Source organism: Bombilactobacillus apium (assembly GCF_013385145.1).
Taxonomy (GTDB): domain Bacteria; phylum Bacillota; class Bacilli; order Lactobacillales; family Lactobacillaceae; genus Bombilactobacillus; species Bombilactobacillus apium.
The window spans coordinates 115,012-130,553 of the sequence record NZ_JABZEC010000001.1 but is presented as its reverse complement, the minus strand read 5'-3'; the positions used below and the strand labels follow the sequence as shown (position 1 = coordinate 130,553).

The following is a 15,542-nucleotide window of genomic DNA, read 5'->3' as shown; positions in this document are numbered from 1 at the left end:
ATGCAAAAAAATATAAAGAGCATTGCACGAACCAACTCTTTATGCAGAAATTATACTACTTTTGACTCTAAAAAAAAAGTTCTACCGGCCAAAAATATACCCTTAGTAGTATACAAAGCTTGCACCGGAATGTAAACCACTTTTCATAAATTGAATAAACTTAATAAATGACTAAATTCATCCAACCAGTTACCTACTTTAACAGCTTTTAGATCTTTTTCAAGTGTTTGCCGCTTTTTTAGGTAACCTTGGCGTTCTAAAATTATTTGAATCCATAAATGAGGATCTCCGATTACTTCTTCTGTAAACGGATAGACTAAAGCCACGAATAAATTAATTTCGGCACCGATACTAGCAAGGGCCTCATCTAATAATTCCGGCGCTTGTTGAAGCAATTGATCCTGAAGCTGTTGACGAATTGGCAGAGCATTAATAGTTACAGCTTGAGAGGGATAAAAATCACGTACTTTACCATAAAAACTGACCTTGATGAGCTTTGTTTCTGCTAATTTCACCGCTTCTTCTAATAAAGTCGCTTTTAATAAGGGGTGAAAGTACGGATTTAAAGCTAAGATCCGTAAAAATTCCCGAAATTCTTGGAGCGGCAAATGTTTTAGTTGACCAACTAGTTCTACCTGACGGGCCAAGGGGAAAGTCACGCACTCCAAGACTTCTTGACGGCGTTGTTTAATTAGTGAACCCTCTAGTTGGCGAAAAAACTGTTCTTGAAATTCTACAGCTGCTAAATTAGTTGCGGTCCGTAACTGATGTTCCTGCAAGAGCTGACGGTAACAAATAAATTCTTGATTGGCAAGTAATACTTGGAGTAAAAGCTGCCCTTCCTCCTTTTTCTGGAAGTAGGCCGCATAATCATCTTTAACCAGTTCTTGCGCTTTTTGGTCTTGTCCAGTGGCGTGCAAAACCCGAAATAACTTCCATTGTAGATGATGGCTAGGTTCCAACAAATAAGCTTGTTCCCAAGCAATAACCGCCGCGGAATATTGGCGTTGAGCTTCAGCCTTTTTCGCAGCGGTTATTAATTGTTTTAATTTAGTTTGTTCCATCTATTTTACTTCGATTTCTGGGGTTTATTATGATTTCGATGGCGATTTTGATTTACTTCCATTACCACGGTTAAAATTACCGGATGCCGTTTAGTCTGCTCCCAAAGAAAGTGATTCACATCTTCACGGACATCTTGTTTTAATTCCGCCCAATCAAAATCTTTATGTTCCAAATTATTTTGAACTGCCTTGGTAACAACTTCAATACTATCATTTAATAATTGCTTGTTATCGCGGAGATAGACAAAACCACGGGCCGTAACTTTGGGACGGGAAATGATCTTCCTCTTCTTACGATCGATGGTTACTACGGCTACAAAGACTCCATCTTGCGACAACAATTGCCGATCACGTAAGACAATGGTGCCAATATCGCCAATTCCCATTCCATCAATCATCGTATTCCCAGCTTGTACTGCTGGAGCTAAATGAAATTCACCTTTTTCCCAACTTAAAACATCTCCATTTTTCAAAATGAAGATATGTTCTTTATCTAGTCCCACTTCTTGAGCAATCTGCGCGTGAGCATTCAGTAAACGATACTCTCCTTGAACTGGGATTACATTTTGGGGATGTAATAGATTAATCATCAATTGGAGATCGTTTTTAGAAGCATGTCCGGAAGTATACATCTTGGAATCAGCCAAAGCTTTAACTTCACCGCCCGCCCGGAAGATAGCATCCCGAGTTTTAGCGACCGTTGTCTCCATGGCATGTGAAGGAGTCGTGGTAATAAAGACTAAATCACCAGTCTCAATATGGTAAAAATGATGATGGCTGTGCGCCATTTTTTGAAGAATCTTAATTGGTTCCCCCATCCGGCCGGTTTCCACAATCACGATCTTATCTTTAGCCATCTTTTCCGCTTCTCGAGCAGTAATTAAGAGTTCCTCGGGAACTTGAAGATAACCTAATTTAATGGCTACTCGAACAATCCGAATCGCATCTTGTCCTGTCAAAACTACCTTCCGGTCAGTTTTGGTTGCTGCCGTAAAGATCTGTTGCATCCGTTGAATATTAGAAGCTACCGAAGCCACAATAATTCTTCCCGTATGGGCCTCAAAAGTTTCTAATATATAAGTGTAGATATCGCGCTCATCTGCCGCCGGATATGGTGACTCAGCATTAGCAGAATCACTTAATAAAGCCACGACTGGTTCGCGACCAATATCAGCTAGACGTTGATAATCACTTTGATAAGCCGGTAAAGCAGACTGATCAAATTTAAAATCACCTGTATAAACCACCTGTCCAACCGGCGTTTGGACAACAATTCCCAAAGAATCAGGAATTGAATGGGTCGTTTTAAAGAACGAAATACTTAAATTTTGAAAATCAATTGCTGTTTGCGCATCAACTACATGAAAATCGGTAAATTTTCGACTGCGTTTATCATGACGAATAACCATTTTGGCTAATTCTAAAGTTAATTTTGAACCAAAGACTGGAATATCATAATTTCCAATTAAATACGGGAGAGCGCCAATGGCATCAGCATGACCATGGGTCAAAAAGATTCCTTGCACCCGATCAATATTTTCTTGAATATAAGTTAGATCAGGAATCACAACATCAATTCCCAAGAATTCACTTTCTGGGTACTGTAAACCACAGTCCAAAAGAATAATCTCGGATCCATACTCCACTGCGTAAAGATTCTTTCCATTTTCCCGCAAACCACTGAGCGGAATAATTTTCAAACTTTCCAAATTTTTCACCCTTCTACTTACTAAAATATTCATTTTATTTACTGTCAAAGTTGACTAACTGGCGACAATTTGAAATCATTGTAGCACAGTTTAAGGAAAATTTATATTGTTACTCTTGGCAGAACTAATTTTAGGTAAAAAAAAAGATCCTCTAAAAGAGGACCTTTCAGATAGAAAACTAACGCCGTAAGCCTAAGCTCTTAATTAAATCACGGTAACGATTAACGTCATTATTCCGCAAGTAAGCCAACAAATTCCGCCGATGACCAATTTTCTTTAATAAGCCAACGTATGAATGGTGATCTTTCTTGTTAGCTTTCAAGTGGTCATTTAAACTGTTAATTTCAGTAGTTAAGATTGCGATTTGGACTTCTGGTGAACCTGTATCTCCGGGTTTACGTCCATACTTGCTAATTAATTCTTGCTTTTGTTCTTTACTAATAGCCATTTGCGCTACCACCTTTTTTTAATTATTCAGCTCAACTAAGCTGGCGTTGGTGTGACGAACAACTGAGCTGAGCTAACCACACAATTGAATATAACTTATCTATTAGAAAAATGCAAGAAGAATCCAGCAAGCATATTGCAAAGTGAAGAAGCTTCTTGTATACTTTTAAGGTATTGAGAACTGGTACGGAGGTGAATAGTATGCCACAAATCAAATCAGCTATTAAACGTGTTAAAACATCAGCTCAAATTAACGAACGCAATACTGCCCAACGCAGTGCAATGCGGTCTTCCATGAAGAAGTTTGAACAAGCTGCTGCTAATAACGATTCTAATACTCAAGATTTATATCGCCAAGCAACTCGTGCCATTGATATGGCCAAGTCTAAAGGCTTGATTAAGAAAAATAAAGCTGCGCGAGACAAATCTCGTTTAGCTCATAAGATTAACAAATAAAAAGACGTCCTTCTTAGGCCGTCTTTTTATTTGTTATAAAATTAATCATAAATAATTCGAATAACCGTTCCTTTTGGCCTTGTCCAGTTTTCATTCGGTAATCAATCTGAATGAGACTGAGCAAGGCTTTTTTTAACTGCTGAACCTGATAGTGGTGACTTCTCTGCAAAGCTAATTTAACCCGATAAGGATGAACCTGTAAATAACTGGCTAATTTTCCCGGTGACATCCCCCGCTGCGTTAAGATCTTAATTTGTAATAAAAGTCGGATTTGACTTTGAGCTAAAGCGGTCAAACCTAACACATCGTTTTTTAAAATTAACAACTGCTGATAGTAATTTTCTGCCTGCGCCAAATTCCCCTGCAAAATAGCGTCTAGTAAATCAAAAACATTATCATCCAAAGTTTGGGGAACCAGGTTCTGAACCATTTCCAGAGTAATCGGTTTTTTTTGACTATAAGTTTGGAGTTTGTGGACTTCATTAGTCGCCAATGAATAATCCCCATTGGTTCGTAAAACCAGCTGTTCCAAAGCTGCAGAAGTAATAACTTGACCATTTTGTTGTAATTCTTGCTTTAGCAATTGCTTCATTTCCGATAGCTGCAACTTAGTCGCATCAACTACACAGCTTTGTTTTTGAACGAGCTTGGTAATTTTTTTTCGCCGATCCAGTTTTTCATAAGGAGCAAATAAAACTAGGATCGTCGTTTCTTGGGGAGTTTGCAGATATTGTTCAAAGACAGTAAGGTTTTGTTCACTACTGCTACTATTGCGTAGACCGGTCAAAAATCCCGGATTATTGACAAAAATCAAGCGATACCGGCCAAAAAAAGGGAGCGAATTAGCTTCGCCAACAGCTTCTTCAATATCGACCTGATTCAGGTCAAACTCCGCAAAATTCATTTCCTGTTCCTCTGGAGTTAATAACTGAAAAAATAATTGACGAATATCTTGCAATAAACGTTGCTCAGTTCCTTGAACTAGATAAAGGGGTTTAACTTCCGTTTGTAAAGCCTGTTTTAATTCTTTAATATTCATGATTTAAGTTTTCCTTTATAAAAAAGTTGCCAATGTCCTGATTTTTCCGGTAAGTAACGATAAGTCAACATTCCATGCTCCGCCGTATTCCAATAAGGAATACCTAGCCGGTTTAAATTGGCCAAAGTTTCTTGATTAGGATGTCCATAGCGATTATTTCGTCCTGCCGAAATTAAAACCAGTCGAGGATGACTTGCCGCTAAAAATTGCGGATCACTAGCCGTCTTACTGCCATGGTGCCCAGCCTTTAAATAGTCTAATTTCACGGGAGAACGAAACAGACGACGTTCATTAACTCGATTTAAATCCCCGGTAAATAACCAGCTAGTTGGCCCAATTGTCCATAACAAGCTGAGAGAATCTTCATTGCGCCCTTGGGAAAGTGTCCGGGGCCAAACCACCCGAAAATTCAACTGCGGAGCAACTTTTTTTTGATTATTTAGTCTTAGTTTACTATATTTAACTCGATGAATAAACGGTCTTAATTGCCGACCTACGGCTTTATTTCGTTCCATTCCCGCAGCAAAATATACTTTTCGGACGGGAAAGTTACGTAATAAAACACCTAAATCACCGATATGATCAGCATCTTGATGTGACAAAAAAACCGCATCCAGATGAGTAATTCCCTGATGTCGTAAATAAGGGATCGTAATTTGTTCGACTCGATTATTATCAGGATTTCGGTGGCCAAAATTCAACTTTCCCCCGGTATCAATTAAGCAAGTATAGCGATGATAAGGACTACTGATCAAGATACTATCTCCTTGACCAATATCAATAATGCTCACTTCACCTTGTAAAGGATAACGATTTCCTGCCCAAATACAAAGATATAAGATTAAAATCAAGCACCAAAGCGGTTTGGGAAAAAGTTGTAACCAGACTAAAGTCAAACCCAATAAAAATAAAATTAAAACAATATTCACTTGTCCGATCGTGATTTGCGACCAACTAGCAGCAGCCAAATCTTGAATTGGATGGTAGATTAACTGAAAACACTGTTCTAAAAAAGATAAGCTTTGCGGAAAGGGCTGTAACAATAAAGTTCCCACTGTTACTGGAATAATTAGACTTTCAAAAATAGGAGTAATTAATAAATTGGCCCCCACCGTCAACCAACTAAAGCTAAAGTTATGATAAATCAAAATCGGAATACTTAAAAAATTAATTAATAAGGATCGTTGCCAAGCTCGTGGTACTTTAATCACCAAGAGGCCATAAGATAAGAGATAACTTAATTGTCCCGCTAGAGAAAATAAGACATAAGGTTCAAATAAAGTTTGTCCTAATAAGACTAGTCCGAAGCAGTCATGCCGCGATAGCTTCCAAGCTAACTGGCGTCGGAGAATTTGCAGTAGCGCTAGGCCACAAGCTCGCCAAATCCCGACTCCTCCCCCAGCCAAAACTCCTAGCAAGGGTAAAACTAAAAGCAGTCCTCGTTCTAAATATTCCACGGGGTAGCGCAAACGTGAGGCTATTTTTTTCAACCAGGCTATCAAGAGATAAACATGGAGCCCCGAAATACTAAAGATATGAATAATTCCGAGATTGGTTAATCCTTGTCGCAATTGAGTTTCTTGATTATCAAATTCTCCTAATAAAAGACTGGCAGCATTGATTCGGAGCCAATGGGGGAACTTCTCTAAAAACTGTAAACAATGCCAACGCCAACTATGCAGAAGTTCAAGTCCCGTCATCTGCGTGGCAACTCGACAGCTCAGCTTAGTTCCCGTAGCCCGAAAGTCAATTCTTTGGTAATGATAATATTTTCGAAAATCAAATTCACCGGGATTAGTTGCGGGTGTTATTCTTTCAGTCGTAAAATCTCCTCGAATAATTAGTGTCTGTCCCGAAGGTCTGAAATGGGCTGGTAAGGGTCCGCCCCATAAAATTTCCCGGCCATCAGCTAATTTTCCTTGACCAGACAACCACTGATCGTGAATTTTGATTTGGTCAGCAGCAACTCGCACTTCTTGGACCAGTGGTGGCTTTGGGGGTTGAGGGAAAGTTAATAATTGCCCACCCCAAAAACAGCCCCCCATTACTAAAAAACAAAAAACTTGATGGGCTCTTAAGACCACCACTATCAGCCCCAGAAATAACCCTAACCAAAGCCAACGATTTGTTCCCGTCCAAAAGGTGATTGCTAGTTGCAAAGCCAAGGCTACGAAAATATACCAGCCCGGCTCAAACACACAGTTGGTCTTTAATACTATCCACAGTTTTTGTCCCAATACCCTTAACCTTACTCAAATCTTCAACTTTACTAAAAGTCCCGTTATTTTGGCGATAATCGATAATGGCCGCGGCCTTTTTGGGACCGATTCCAGTAACATTTTGTAAATCTTCCAAACTAGCCGTATTTAAATTAACTTGCTTAGCATCGGTTCCACTGCCCTTCCCCGTTGCCGTACTGTTGGAAGAGGGGGTATTTGAACTAATAGGAGCCTCATCTTTATTAGGAACATAAATCTGGGTCTGATCCTTGACTTTTTGAGCTTGATTGAGCCCTTTTAATTGCGCCTGATCCGTAGTTCCGCCAGCCTGCTGCAAAGCATCATAAACTCGCTGTTGGGCGGATAAATGATAGATTCCTGGTCTTTTAACTGCTCCTTGAACATCTACTACCACTGCTGTTGTTAACCGTTCTTTCTTGGTTACAGCTCCCTTCTTCTTACTTGTCTGCGGCAATTGGACTTCTGTCTGCGTAACTTCCTGGTGTTGACTTTGCCACCACCAGCAGCCGCCAAAGATAATGATCACTATTGTAATCAGAAGTGACCGATGCTCTATTAGCCATAATTTAATATCTGCCACTATTCTCACCTCAATTTAAATTACAAAAAAAACACACCAACTAGTGGTGTGTTTCTAAATAATTTATGGCTTCATTTAGATTATGAACAGGAACGATTTTCATTGAAGCTTGGAGTTTTTGAGCCGCCTTTTGGGCTTGATAATAATTAGTCTCTGTTTTCTTTTCTTGGGCCTGGGGTGCCGGTGTAAAGAAAATCTTTGCTCGTTGTTGCCAAGCAGCATAAACCTTCTTTTCAATTCCACCTACTGGTCCTACCTGACCTTGGGGATCAATGGTTCCAGTTCCGGCGATTAAACGTTGTTGGGTTAAATTATGCGAACTTACTTGTTGGTAAACTTGCAGGGCAAACATTAACCCCGCTGAAGGACCACCAATATTTCCAGCTTCCATGAGAACATCCGGTTTGGTTTTCATTTTAAAGTTATCCGCCAAACTAAGACCTAGACCGAAACGTTTTTGGGTCTTCAAAAAAGTTAATTTTTCATAAACTATATGTCGCTGTTTATCCCGGCGATAAGTAACTTTAATTTTTTTATCTTGGGGTTGCTTCTTTAAATAACCAATAGCCCCTTGGACACTATGAATCTTTTGTCCGTTTAAAGCAATTAAATTATCTCCCACTCGTAATTTCTTAAAAAAATGCGATTGGGGTAAAACATCTGTTACATAAGCTCCCACATATTTTCGGCGATACTTGTGATGAGCCTCTTTAAAAGCAGCAATAGTTGCATTTTGGAGCGAACTATCCATCCAAAAACTCTGAACTTGCGTATACTCTTGCCGCGTATTATGTCCCATAATTTCCTTTTGAGTTTGCTGCGTTTGAAAAGGATTATTTCGAGCCTGCAACCAAGTTAAGAGATTTAAACGTTTTAAAGTAACGGTTGTAAACAAGAAACGACCAGAATCATGGGGGCCATGTTTTTTAACTTTTACCACACTAGAAACTGCATCTGCCGTTCCCGGAGCCTCAATCACTCCGGACCACGGCCACAAACAGATTCCTAAAAGAACAACCACTAAAACAACTAGTCCCAGAATCTTACTTGTTTTTTTCTTCATCATCGTTCAGCCTTCTTCTGGGCTAAGGCAGTTGCAACAACGGGAGGTACAAGACCTGCGACTTGACCACCATAATGGGCGACTTCTTTAACCATACTGGAAGAAATATGAGCATACTGCGGTCGAGCAACTAAATAAACCGTCTCCAATTGGCGATCTTGGAGATGATTAATCTCTTGCATTGCTAGCTCATAATCTAAATCCGCACTCCCCCGTAATCCCCGGACTAAAAATTGAGCTTGGACCTTTTGAGCAACCGTAACCACTAATTGATTAGCTGCCGTTAAGACCGTAACATTAGGACAATCAACCGCCGCTAAAGCTTGTTGCAGTAAGTTTTCTTTTTCTACAAAAGAAAATAGATAATTCTTACTAGAATTAGTCATAATCACCACGTATAAGTGATCAAATAAGCGACTAGCCCGCTGAATCAAATCAATATGTCCTAGAGTTACAGGATCAAAACTCCCTGCAAATAATCCAACTTTAGTCATCTTCTTCTCCTTGATACTGCCAAATTTCAACAAAGGTTTGCCCATATTGCTTTCTAGTTACCAGCTGACACTGTGAGGGTCTGGTCTCAGGCAGTAAGTAATCAGTTTCCAACATGATCAAGGCCCCCTGCTTTAAGAGTCCCTGTTGTAAACAATTCTCAACTATTTGTGGTGTAATTCGTAAACGATAGGGTGGATCCAATAACAGTAAACCAAGTTTAACTTGTTCTTGTGCCAAGTGATTTAAAGCCTGGGCTGCTGTTTGTTTCCAGATTGTAAAATCAACTTCTTGATGGGTCTTTTGAACATTAGCAGTCATTACCGCAATCGCCCGTGAACTTTTATCCACCAAGTAAACGTCTTTAATTCCTCGTGAATAAGCCTCAATCCCTAGAGCACCAGTACCTGCGAAGAGGTCCAGTCCTGTCATATCAGCTCGTAAGTAAGGCGTTAAAATATTAAAAATCGATTCTTTAACTTTATCACTCGTCGGACGCGTTTGTTGCCCTTTAACTGCTTGAAGGTTTAAGCCGCGAAATTGACCACCAACTACTCGCATAAATCGGCCTCATCAGATTGTATTTTTGAAAGCAGCGAACTGGTAGCCCCATCAAAATTAGTTAATAATTCCTGTCGGGGCGATAACTGCACTTCCGTAACAAATTTTAGAGCCTGAATTTGAGCCACTGTAGTCTCCAAATCGGCTTGATCGACATATAAAATGACATAATTCATTTTGAAAGAGACATAAATCACCGTCCCAAAGCGTCGGAGCTTTTTGCTCAAACGACAATTGGACAACCAAACGATGAGTTCTTGCCGTGAAGTAATCTCCATTTAAGTCGTTTCCTTTCCCGATTGACGTAAATTAATAGAAACATTTAACATAATTCCCATACAGATTGATAAGATAATAATACTTGAACCCCCATAACTAATAAAGGGGAGCGTAACTCCAGTGATCGGAAGAATACCCAACATTCCACCAATATTAAAAAAACTCTGGATAAAAATAACCCCCGCGATCCCATAACTTAATAAAGAAAGATAAACCGTCGGAGCAAGCACCCCTAGGTACACAATTCGAGCGATTAGGAAAAATAAGGCTGTTAAAATAATGATAACACCGATAACTCCCAATTCTTCGGCGATAATCGCCAAAATAAAATCAGTATGTGGTTCCGGTAAATAACCCAGTTTTTGAATACTGTTCCCTAATCCACGGCCCCACAGACCACCATTATTAATCGCATAATAAGAATTAACTAGTTGCGATCCTCCTGATTTTTCCAATTCAAAAGGATGATAAAAAGCCATCAAACGGCGTAATTGATAAGAAGAGTGTCCTAAAGTTAACGATTCCTTTTGAAAATAAAAATAAACACTAGTAAATAAAGCGATTAAAGATATTCCAATCACGATCACATACTTTAAGTCAATCCCCGAAGCAAAGGACATCAAGACCAAGACTGTCGCTAAAATTGCCGCTCCTCCCAAATCCGGCTGGAGCGCTGTCAAAAAAATAATTAAAATAGCGACAATAATCGGTGGCCATAATTCATGCCAAAATTTCCGCAAACCTTGCTGGGAAAAATTAAACCAACGTTGACTATAAATTTTAGCCAAATATAAAATCAAGATCAACTTGGCTAGTTCTAAGGGTTGCATATTAATCGGCCCAATTTTAATCCAAGAGGATGCCCCATTGATCTCTGAACTAGGATCAAAATGGCGGCGAACTAGTAAAAAAAGTAATAAAAGCACTACCAACAATAACAAGCCGGCAATTAATTTTGTGCTTTTCAATTTATCAAGTTTTAAGAGATAAGCCAGGCCCCCCAAAATCAAACCGCAAAGGACAAACAAAACTTGGCGCCGTAAATAAACCAAATTATTTAGACCCTGAGTTACGGCGACATTTGAGCTTGCAGAATAAACCATCACGATTCCCGTAGCAACCAATAGTAAAAACGGAACTAGGAGCCAATAATCGAGATGTTTTAGTTTGGTCTTCATTCTTAATTCCCCGATTTCTAGAGCAGATTTTTATTTTATTAGTTCCTAATTATCACGCAAAACGGGCAAAATCTCAATTGTTCTTTCTTAATCAAAATTTTTTGTAAATAAAAAGTATCTCTAACTACGAGATACTTTTTTCCCAAATCAAATCTATTTAGCAACTTTACGTTTCTTATCTGCTTTACGACGTTCATTGGTATTTAAAATCTTTTTCCGTAAGCGAATACTTTGGGGGGTTACCTCACAATATTCTGTTTCATTTAAGAATTCAATTGATTGTTCTAGAGACATCGTCTTCGGAGTCCGGATAGCCGCTGCATGATCCTTCCCAGAAGCCCGTGTGTTTGTTAAATTCTTTCCTTTAGTAACATTAACGGCAATATCTTGATCCCGGCTACTTTCACCGATAATCATTCCTTCGTAGACTTCGACACCAGCACCAATAAAGAGTTTTCCCCGATCTTCAACCGATTGAAGACTGTAAGTCGTAGATGGGCCTTGATTAATTGATACCAAAGCGCCACTTCGCCGACCCGGTTCCCAATTTTTAATAACTGGCAAATACTTTTCAAAAGTATGGTTCATGATTCCATAACCACCAGTTTGAGACATAAACTCAGAATTATAACCAATTAATCCGCGAGAAGGAGTTAAGAAAGTCAAACGAGTTTGGCCGTTACCGTTACTTTCCATGTTCTGCATCTCACCTTTACGTTGAGCCATAGCGTCAATCACAGAACCTACATATTCGTCAGGCGTATCAATCTGGACATTTTCAAACGGTTCACAGACAGTCCCATCAATTTCTTGATAGATAACTTCGGGACGAGAAAGTTGTAATTCAAAGCCTTCACGCCGCATCTCTTCGACTAAAATTGAAAGATGTAACTCACCACGGCCAGAAACTACCCAAGCGCCAGCTTGATCGGCATTTTCAACCCGCAAAGAAACATCAGTTTGCAGTTGTTGTTCCAAGCGATCTTGAATTTTCCGCGCCGTCACTAAATCGCCTTCACGACCAGCAAAAGGTGAATCATTAGCTAAGAAAGTCATCCGCAAGGTTGGTTCATCAATCCGTAAAATTGGCAAGGCTTCTGGATGGTCAACTGGAGTTACAGTTTCCCCAATAAAGATATCTTCCATCCCAGATAGTCCGATTAAGTCACCTGCTTGGGCAGATTCAATTTCTTCACGTTTCAAACCAAAGAAACCAAAGATCTTCGTAACTCGGAAGTTTTGGGCCGAACCATCTAATTTCAAAACCGAAACTTGATCGCCCAACTTAATTTTCCCTCGGAAAACTCGGCCAATTCCAATTCGCCCAACGTAATCATTGTAATCTAACATTGCCACTTGGAATTGAAGTGGTTCTTCACTATTATCAATTGGAGCCGGAATCGTCTTTAAAATAGTATCAAAGATTGGATTCATGGTGTTTTTTTGCGTTTCAACTTCAGATTCATAACTAGAAGTTCCGTTAATAGCTGATGCATACAAGACAGGGAATTCTAATTGATCTTCGTCAGCACCCAAGTCAATAAACAAGGACAACACTTCATCAACGACTTCTTCCGGGCGAGCGCCTGGACGGTCAATTTTATTAATAACCACAATAGGAATTAAATGTTGTTCTAAGGCCTTCTTCAAAACAAAACGAGTTTGGGGCATTGTTCCTTCATAGGCATCAACAATCAGTAAAACTCCATCGACCATTTTCATGATCCGCTCTACTTCACCACCAAAATCGGCGTGTCCTGGGGTATCTAAAATATTAATCTTCGTACCTTGGTATTCGACAGCGGTATTCTTAGAGAGAATAGTGATACCACGTTCTTTTTCAATTGCATTGGAATCTAAGGCTCGATCACCGATCTCCATATGCTCAGGAAGAGTATCTGACTGTTTTAAAAGCTCATTCACCAGGGTTGTTTTCCCGTGGTCAACGTGGGCAATAATAGCGATGTTACGAATATCTTCTCTTCTTTTCAAAGTTTTGCTTCCTTCCGTGCAGTTCTTCTCGGTCAAGTGTATAAAAAAACTGTGATTAGCTGGAATCACAGCTCCTGAGCTCTGGAAATTACTTTAAGAGCCTCGGTTGTCGCGCACTTCGTCCCAATAATTACAAGTTGTGATTTTAACATATTTAACGGGTGGGCGTCAATGGCTCGAACGACAATTCCCAAAGCCGCAGCAATTGCTCGCCCTGCTGCTAAATCCCACGGTTGCAATTGGGAAATATAAATTTGTTGCTTTCCTTGTAACAAGCGGGTCCACACGATTCCAGCACTGCCATAAACTCGTAGACCACTACTTTGGCGAATTAGCGGCCAATAGGGTGCCTGGGGGTCTATTAAGAGATGTTGACCAATAGTTACTAAGGATTGGGCTAAAGACGGGTCAGGCAGTCCAGCTAAGGGCTGTTGATCACAAAAGGCACCCATTTGTGGTCCACCATAGTAGACTTGATTTTGCATCACATCAACAATGGCTCCAAAAAGTGGGATCCCATTAACGTAAACACCAATCATTGAGGCAAATTGATCCCGACACTTGACAAAATTCATGGTTCCATCAATCGGGTCCACTAAAAAGATTAATCCCCGACTATCATTAACTTGCTGGTGCCAACTTTCTTCGCTAATAATTCTTGCCGTCGGAAATTTTTCTCGGAGAAAGTCAACTATCTGCCGTTCAATTCCTTGATCTCGATTAGTTACCAAGTCATTACGATTACTTTTAGTTTGAACGGTTTCAAAACTCGGATCTTGCCGCAACTGATTCTTAACCCGAGTTAAAATCATTAAGACCTGGTTTTGAATAAATTCGAGATCCATCATTTTATTAATTCCTCCTACAAGAACGGTCCTTTTTTAACTATTATAGCAAATATCGCTTTTGAACTAATAACTTCCTAACGCAAAGTTAAAGCTAAGCTTATGAATAATTAAAAAGTTAAATCCAAAAAAGTCGACGCCTTTGGACGTCGACTTTTCAGAGTTTAACTTTTAGATATGAGTTGGGTAACCAATTAACATATCAGCAGCTTCTTGAATTGGTTCACCTAAGGTTGGATGTGGATGAATTGTCAAAGCGACATCTTCCGCATTCAGTTGGCAATTAACCAAAATACTAATTTCAGAAATTAAGTCGCTGGCACTTGGTCCAACTACTTGGCCTCCCAAGATAGTTCCAGTATTCTTGTCCGAAATCAATTTGACAAATCCATCCATACTATCTAAAGAGACAGCCCGCGCATTGCCGGCAAATGGGAATTTAGCCACTTTAATTTCTCGCTTTTCTTCCTTAGCTTCAGCTTCCGTAATCCCGACGCTAGCCATTTCTGGATCAGTAAAGCAAACTGCCGGAACACCTAAATAGTCATTCTCAGTTTTTTCACCAGAAATTGCGCCAGCAGCAGTCTTAGCTTGGAAGAAGGCCTTGTGAGCTAAAGCAGGTCCAGCAGTAATATCACCAATGGCAAAGATATTATCAACAGAAGTCCGACCTTGTTTGTCAGTTTCTACCAAACCACGATCAGTCAACTTGACATCGGTCATCTCCAAACCAAAGTTATCGGTATTTGGCTTCCGACCTACGGAAACCATGACATAATCTGCGTTAACAGTAGTAGCTTTACCATCAACTTCATAGGTTACATCTACACTATCACCATTGTCTTTGGCATTTTGAGCCATCGCATTAGTAACAATCTTGACACCCTTCTTCTTCAGGTTCTTCTCAACAACTGAGACCATGGCCTTTTCGAAGTTGGCAACAATTTGTTTAGTACCTTCCAAAATCGTTACTTCTGTACCCAAGTTAGCAAAGGCTCCTGCTAGTTCGGTTCCGATATAACCACCACCGACAACAACTAACTTCTTCGGCAAGTCTTTAACATTCAATAAGCCTGTCGAATCTAAAACTCGACCGCCAAACTTGAAACCTTTAATTTCAATTGGACGACTTCCAGTAGCCAAAATTAAATTCTTAAATTTAATGGTTTGACCACCACCGTTATCCATAAATTGACGTGGACCAACAGCCATTACCCGCAATTGATTGTTATTATCAAGGAACGCTTCACCATCAATAATTTCAATCTTATGCTTCTTGAGCAACATCTTGACCCCACTGGTCATTCGTTGGACAACTTTTTCATTTTTCCAAGCCTGAGTTTTAGAGAAGTCTAATTTGACATCACTGGTGGTGATTCCATAGGTAGTTGCATCTTGGGCGTCATGCATCCGATGACCAGCTTGAATTAAAGCTTTAGAAGGGACACAACCGACGTTTAAGCAAACACCACCCATATATTCTTTTTCAATAATCGTAACTTTTTGGCCCAATTCAGCAGCACGAATGGCAGCTACATACCCACCAGGGCCGGCACCAACAACAACTGTTTCTTTTTCTGTTACATCTGCCATCTTA

15 protein-coding genes are annotated in these 15,542 nt (G+C 39.8%); 1 reads left to right on the top strand and 14 read right to left on the bottom strand.

Translation table 11 applies throughout. The features are described from left to right. Positions 1–143: 143 nt before the first annotated feature. The 3 genes from HU830_RS00655 to rpsO form a co-directional block, all read right to left on the bottom strand. Complete coding sequence (locus tag HU830_RS00655) at positions 144–1,064, bottom strand: hypothetical protein (protein WP_176941891.1); 921 nt, start codon at positions 1,062–1,064, stop codon at positions 144–146. Positions 1,065–1,069: 5 nt separating this feature from the next. Beyond that, entirely contained in the window at positions 1,070–2,773 is a 1,704-nt protein-coding gene (locus HU830_RS00650; RefSeq protein WP_176941890.1) for a ribonuclease J, read from the bottom strand. Positions 2,774–2,951: 178 nt separating this feature from the next. Then, on the bottom strand, positions 2,952–3,221 hold the full coding sequence (gene rpsO, locus HU830_RS00645; protein ID WP_176941889.1) for a 30S ribosomal protein S15: 270 nt from the start codon (positions 3,219–3,221) through the stop codon (positions 2,952–2,954). A 200-nt stretch (positions 3,222–3,421) separates the two neighbouring features. Between rpsO and rpsT the strand changes: the two genes are divergently transcribed. Next, positions 3,422–3,676 (top strand): 30S ribosomal protein S20, encoded by a 255-nt coding sequence (gene rpsT / locus HU830_RS00640; RefSeq protein WP_176941888.1) that lies wholly within the window; start codon positions 3,422–3,424, stop codon positions 3,674–3,676. 13 nt (positions 3,677–3,689) lie between these two features. On the opposite strand, the gene holA is transcribed toward rpsT, so the two are convergent. From holA to lpdA, 11 genes are all read right to left on the bottom strand, one after another. Further along, a complete protein-coding gene (holA, locus tag HU830_RS00635; protein WP_176941887.1) occupies positions 3,690–4,715 on the bottom strand; it encodes a DNA polymerase III subunit delta in 1,026 nt (341 codons plus the stop codon). Then, positions 4,712–6,913, bottom strand: coding sequence for a DNA internalization-related competence protein ComEC/Rec2 (locus HU830_RS00630; RefSeq protein ID WP_176941886.1), 2,202 nt, complete (start codon positions 6,911–6,913; stop codon positions 4,712–4,714). The genes holA and HU830_RS00630 overlap by 4 nt, the downstream gene beginning before the upstream one ends. Then, complete coding sequence (locus HU830_RS00625) at positions 6,906–7,535, bottom strand: helix-hairpin-helix domain-containing protein (RefSeq protein ID WP_176941885.1); 630 nt, start codon at positions 7,533–7,535, stop codon at positions 6,906–6,908. Before HU830_RS00625 ends, HU830_RS00630 begins: the two co-directional genes overlap by 8 nt. Before the next feature lie 40 nt (positions 7,536–7,575). Beyond that, positions 7,576–8,601 carry a SepM family pheromone-processing serine protease gene (locus HU830_RS00620; RefSeq protein ID WP_176941884.1) on the bottom strand — a complete coding sequence of 342 codons (1,026 nt, stop codon included), beginning with the start codon at positions 8,599–8,601 and terminating at the stop codon, positions 7,576–7,578. Beyond that, a complete protein-coding gene (coaD, locus tag HU830_RS00615; protein ID WP_176941883.1) occupies positions 8,598–9,092 on the bottom strand; it encodes a pantetheine-phosphate adenylyltransferase in 495 nt (164 codons plus the stop codon). Before coaD ends, HU830_RS00620 begins: the two co-directional genes overlap by 4 nt. After that, the gene (gene rsmD, locus HU830_RS00610; protein WP_176941882.1) at positions 9,085–9,651 is read right to left on the bottom strand and encodes a 16S rRNA (guanine(966)-N(2))-methyltransferase RsmD; all 567 of its coding nucleotides are present in this window, start codon (positions 9,649–9,651) and stop codon (positions 9,085–9,087) included. Before rsmD ends, coaD begins: the two co-directional genes overlap by 8 nt. Then, positions 9,642–9,929 (bottom strand): YlbG family protein, encoded by a 288-nt coding sequence (locus tag HU830_RS00605; protein WP_176941881.1) that lies wholly within the window; start codon positions 9,927–9,929, stop codon positions 9,642–9,644. Before HU830_RS00605 ends, rsmD begins: the two co-directional genes overlap by 10 nt. Beyond that, positions 9,930–11,108: an FtsW/RodA/SpoVE family cell cycle protein gene (locus HU830_RS00600; protein WP_176941880.1), complete on the bottom strand. Its 1,179-nt coding sequence runs from the start codon at positions 11,106–11,108 to the stop codon at positions 9,930–9,932. 153 nt (positions 11,109–11,261) lie between these two features. After that, on the bottom strand, positions 11,262–13,100 hold the full coding sequence (gene typA / locus HU830_RS00595) for a translational GTPase TypA (RefSeq protein ID WP_176941879.1): 1,839 nt from the start codon (positions 13,098–13,100) through the stop codon (positions 11,262–11,264). A 65-nt stretch (positions 13,101–13,165) separates the two neighbouring features. Beyond that, the gene (locus tag HU830_RS00590; RefSeq protein ID WP_176941878.1) at positions 13,166–13,948 is read right to left on the bottom strand and encodes an inositol monophosphatase family protein; all 783 of its coding nucleotides are present in this window, start codon (positions 13,946–13,948) and stop codon (positions 13,166–13,168) included. A 168-nt stretch (positions 13,949–14,116) separates the two neighbouring features. Next, positions 14,117–15,538: a dihydrolipoyl dehydrogenase gene (gene lpdA, locus HU830_RS00585; protein ID WP_176941877.1), complete on the bottom strand. Its 1,422-nt coding sequence runs from the start codon at positions 15,536–15,538 to the stop codon at positions 14,117–14,119. Between the last annotated feature and the right edge of the window lie 4 nt (positions 15,539–15,542).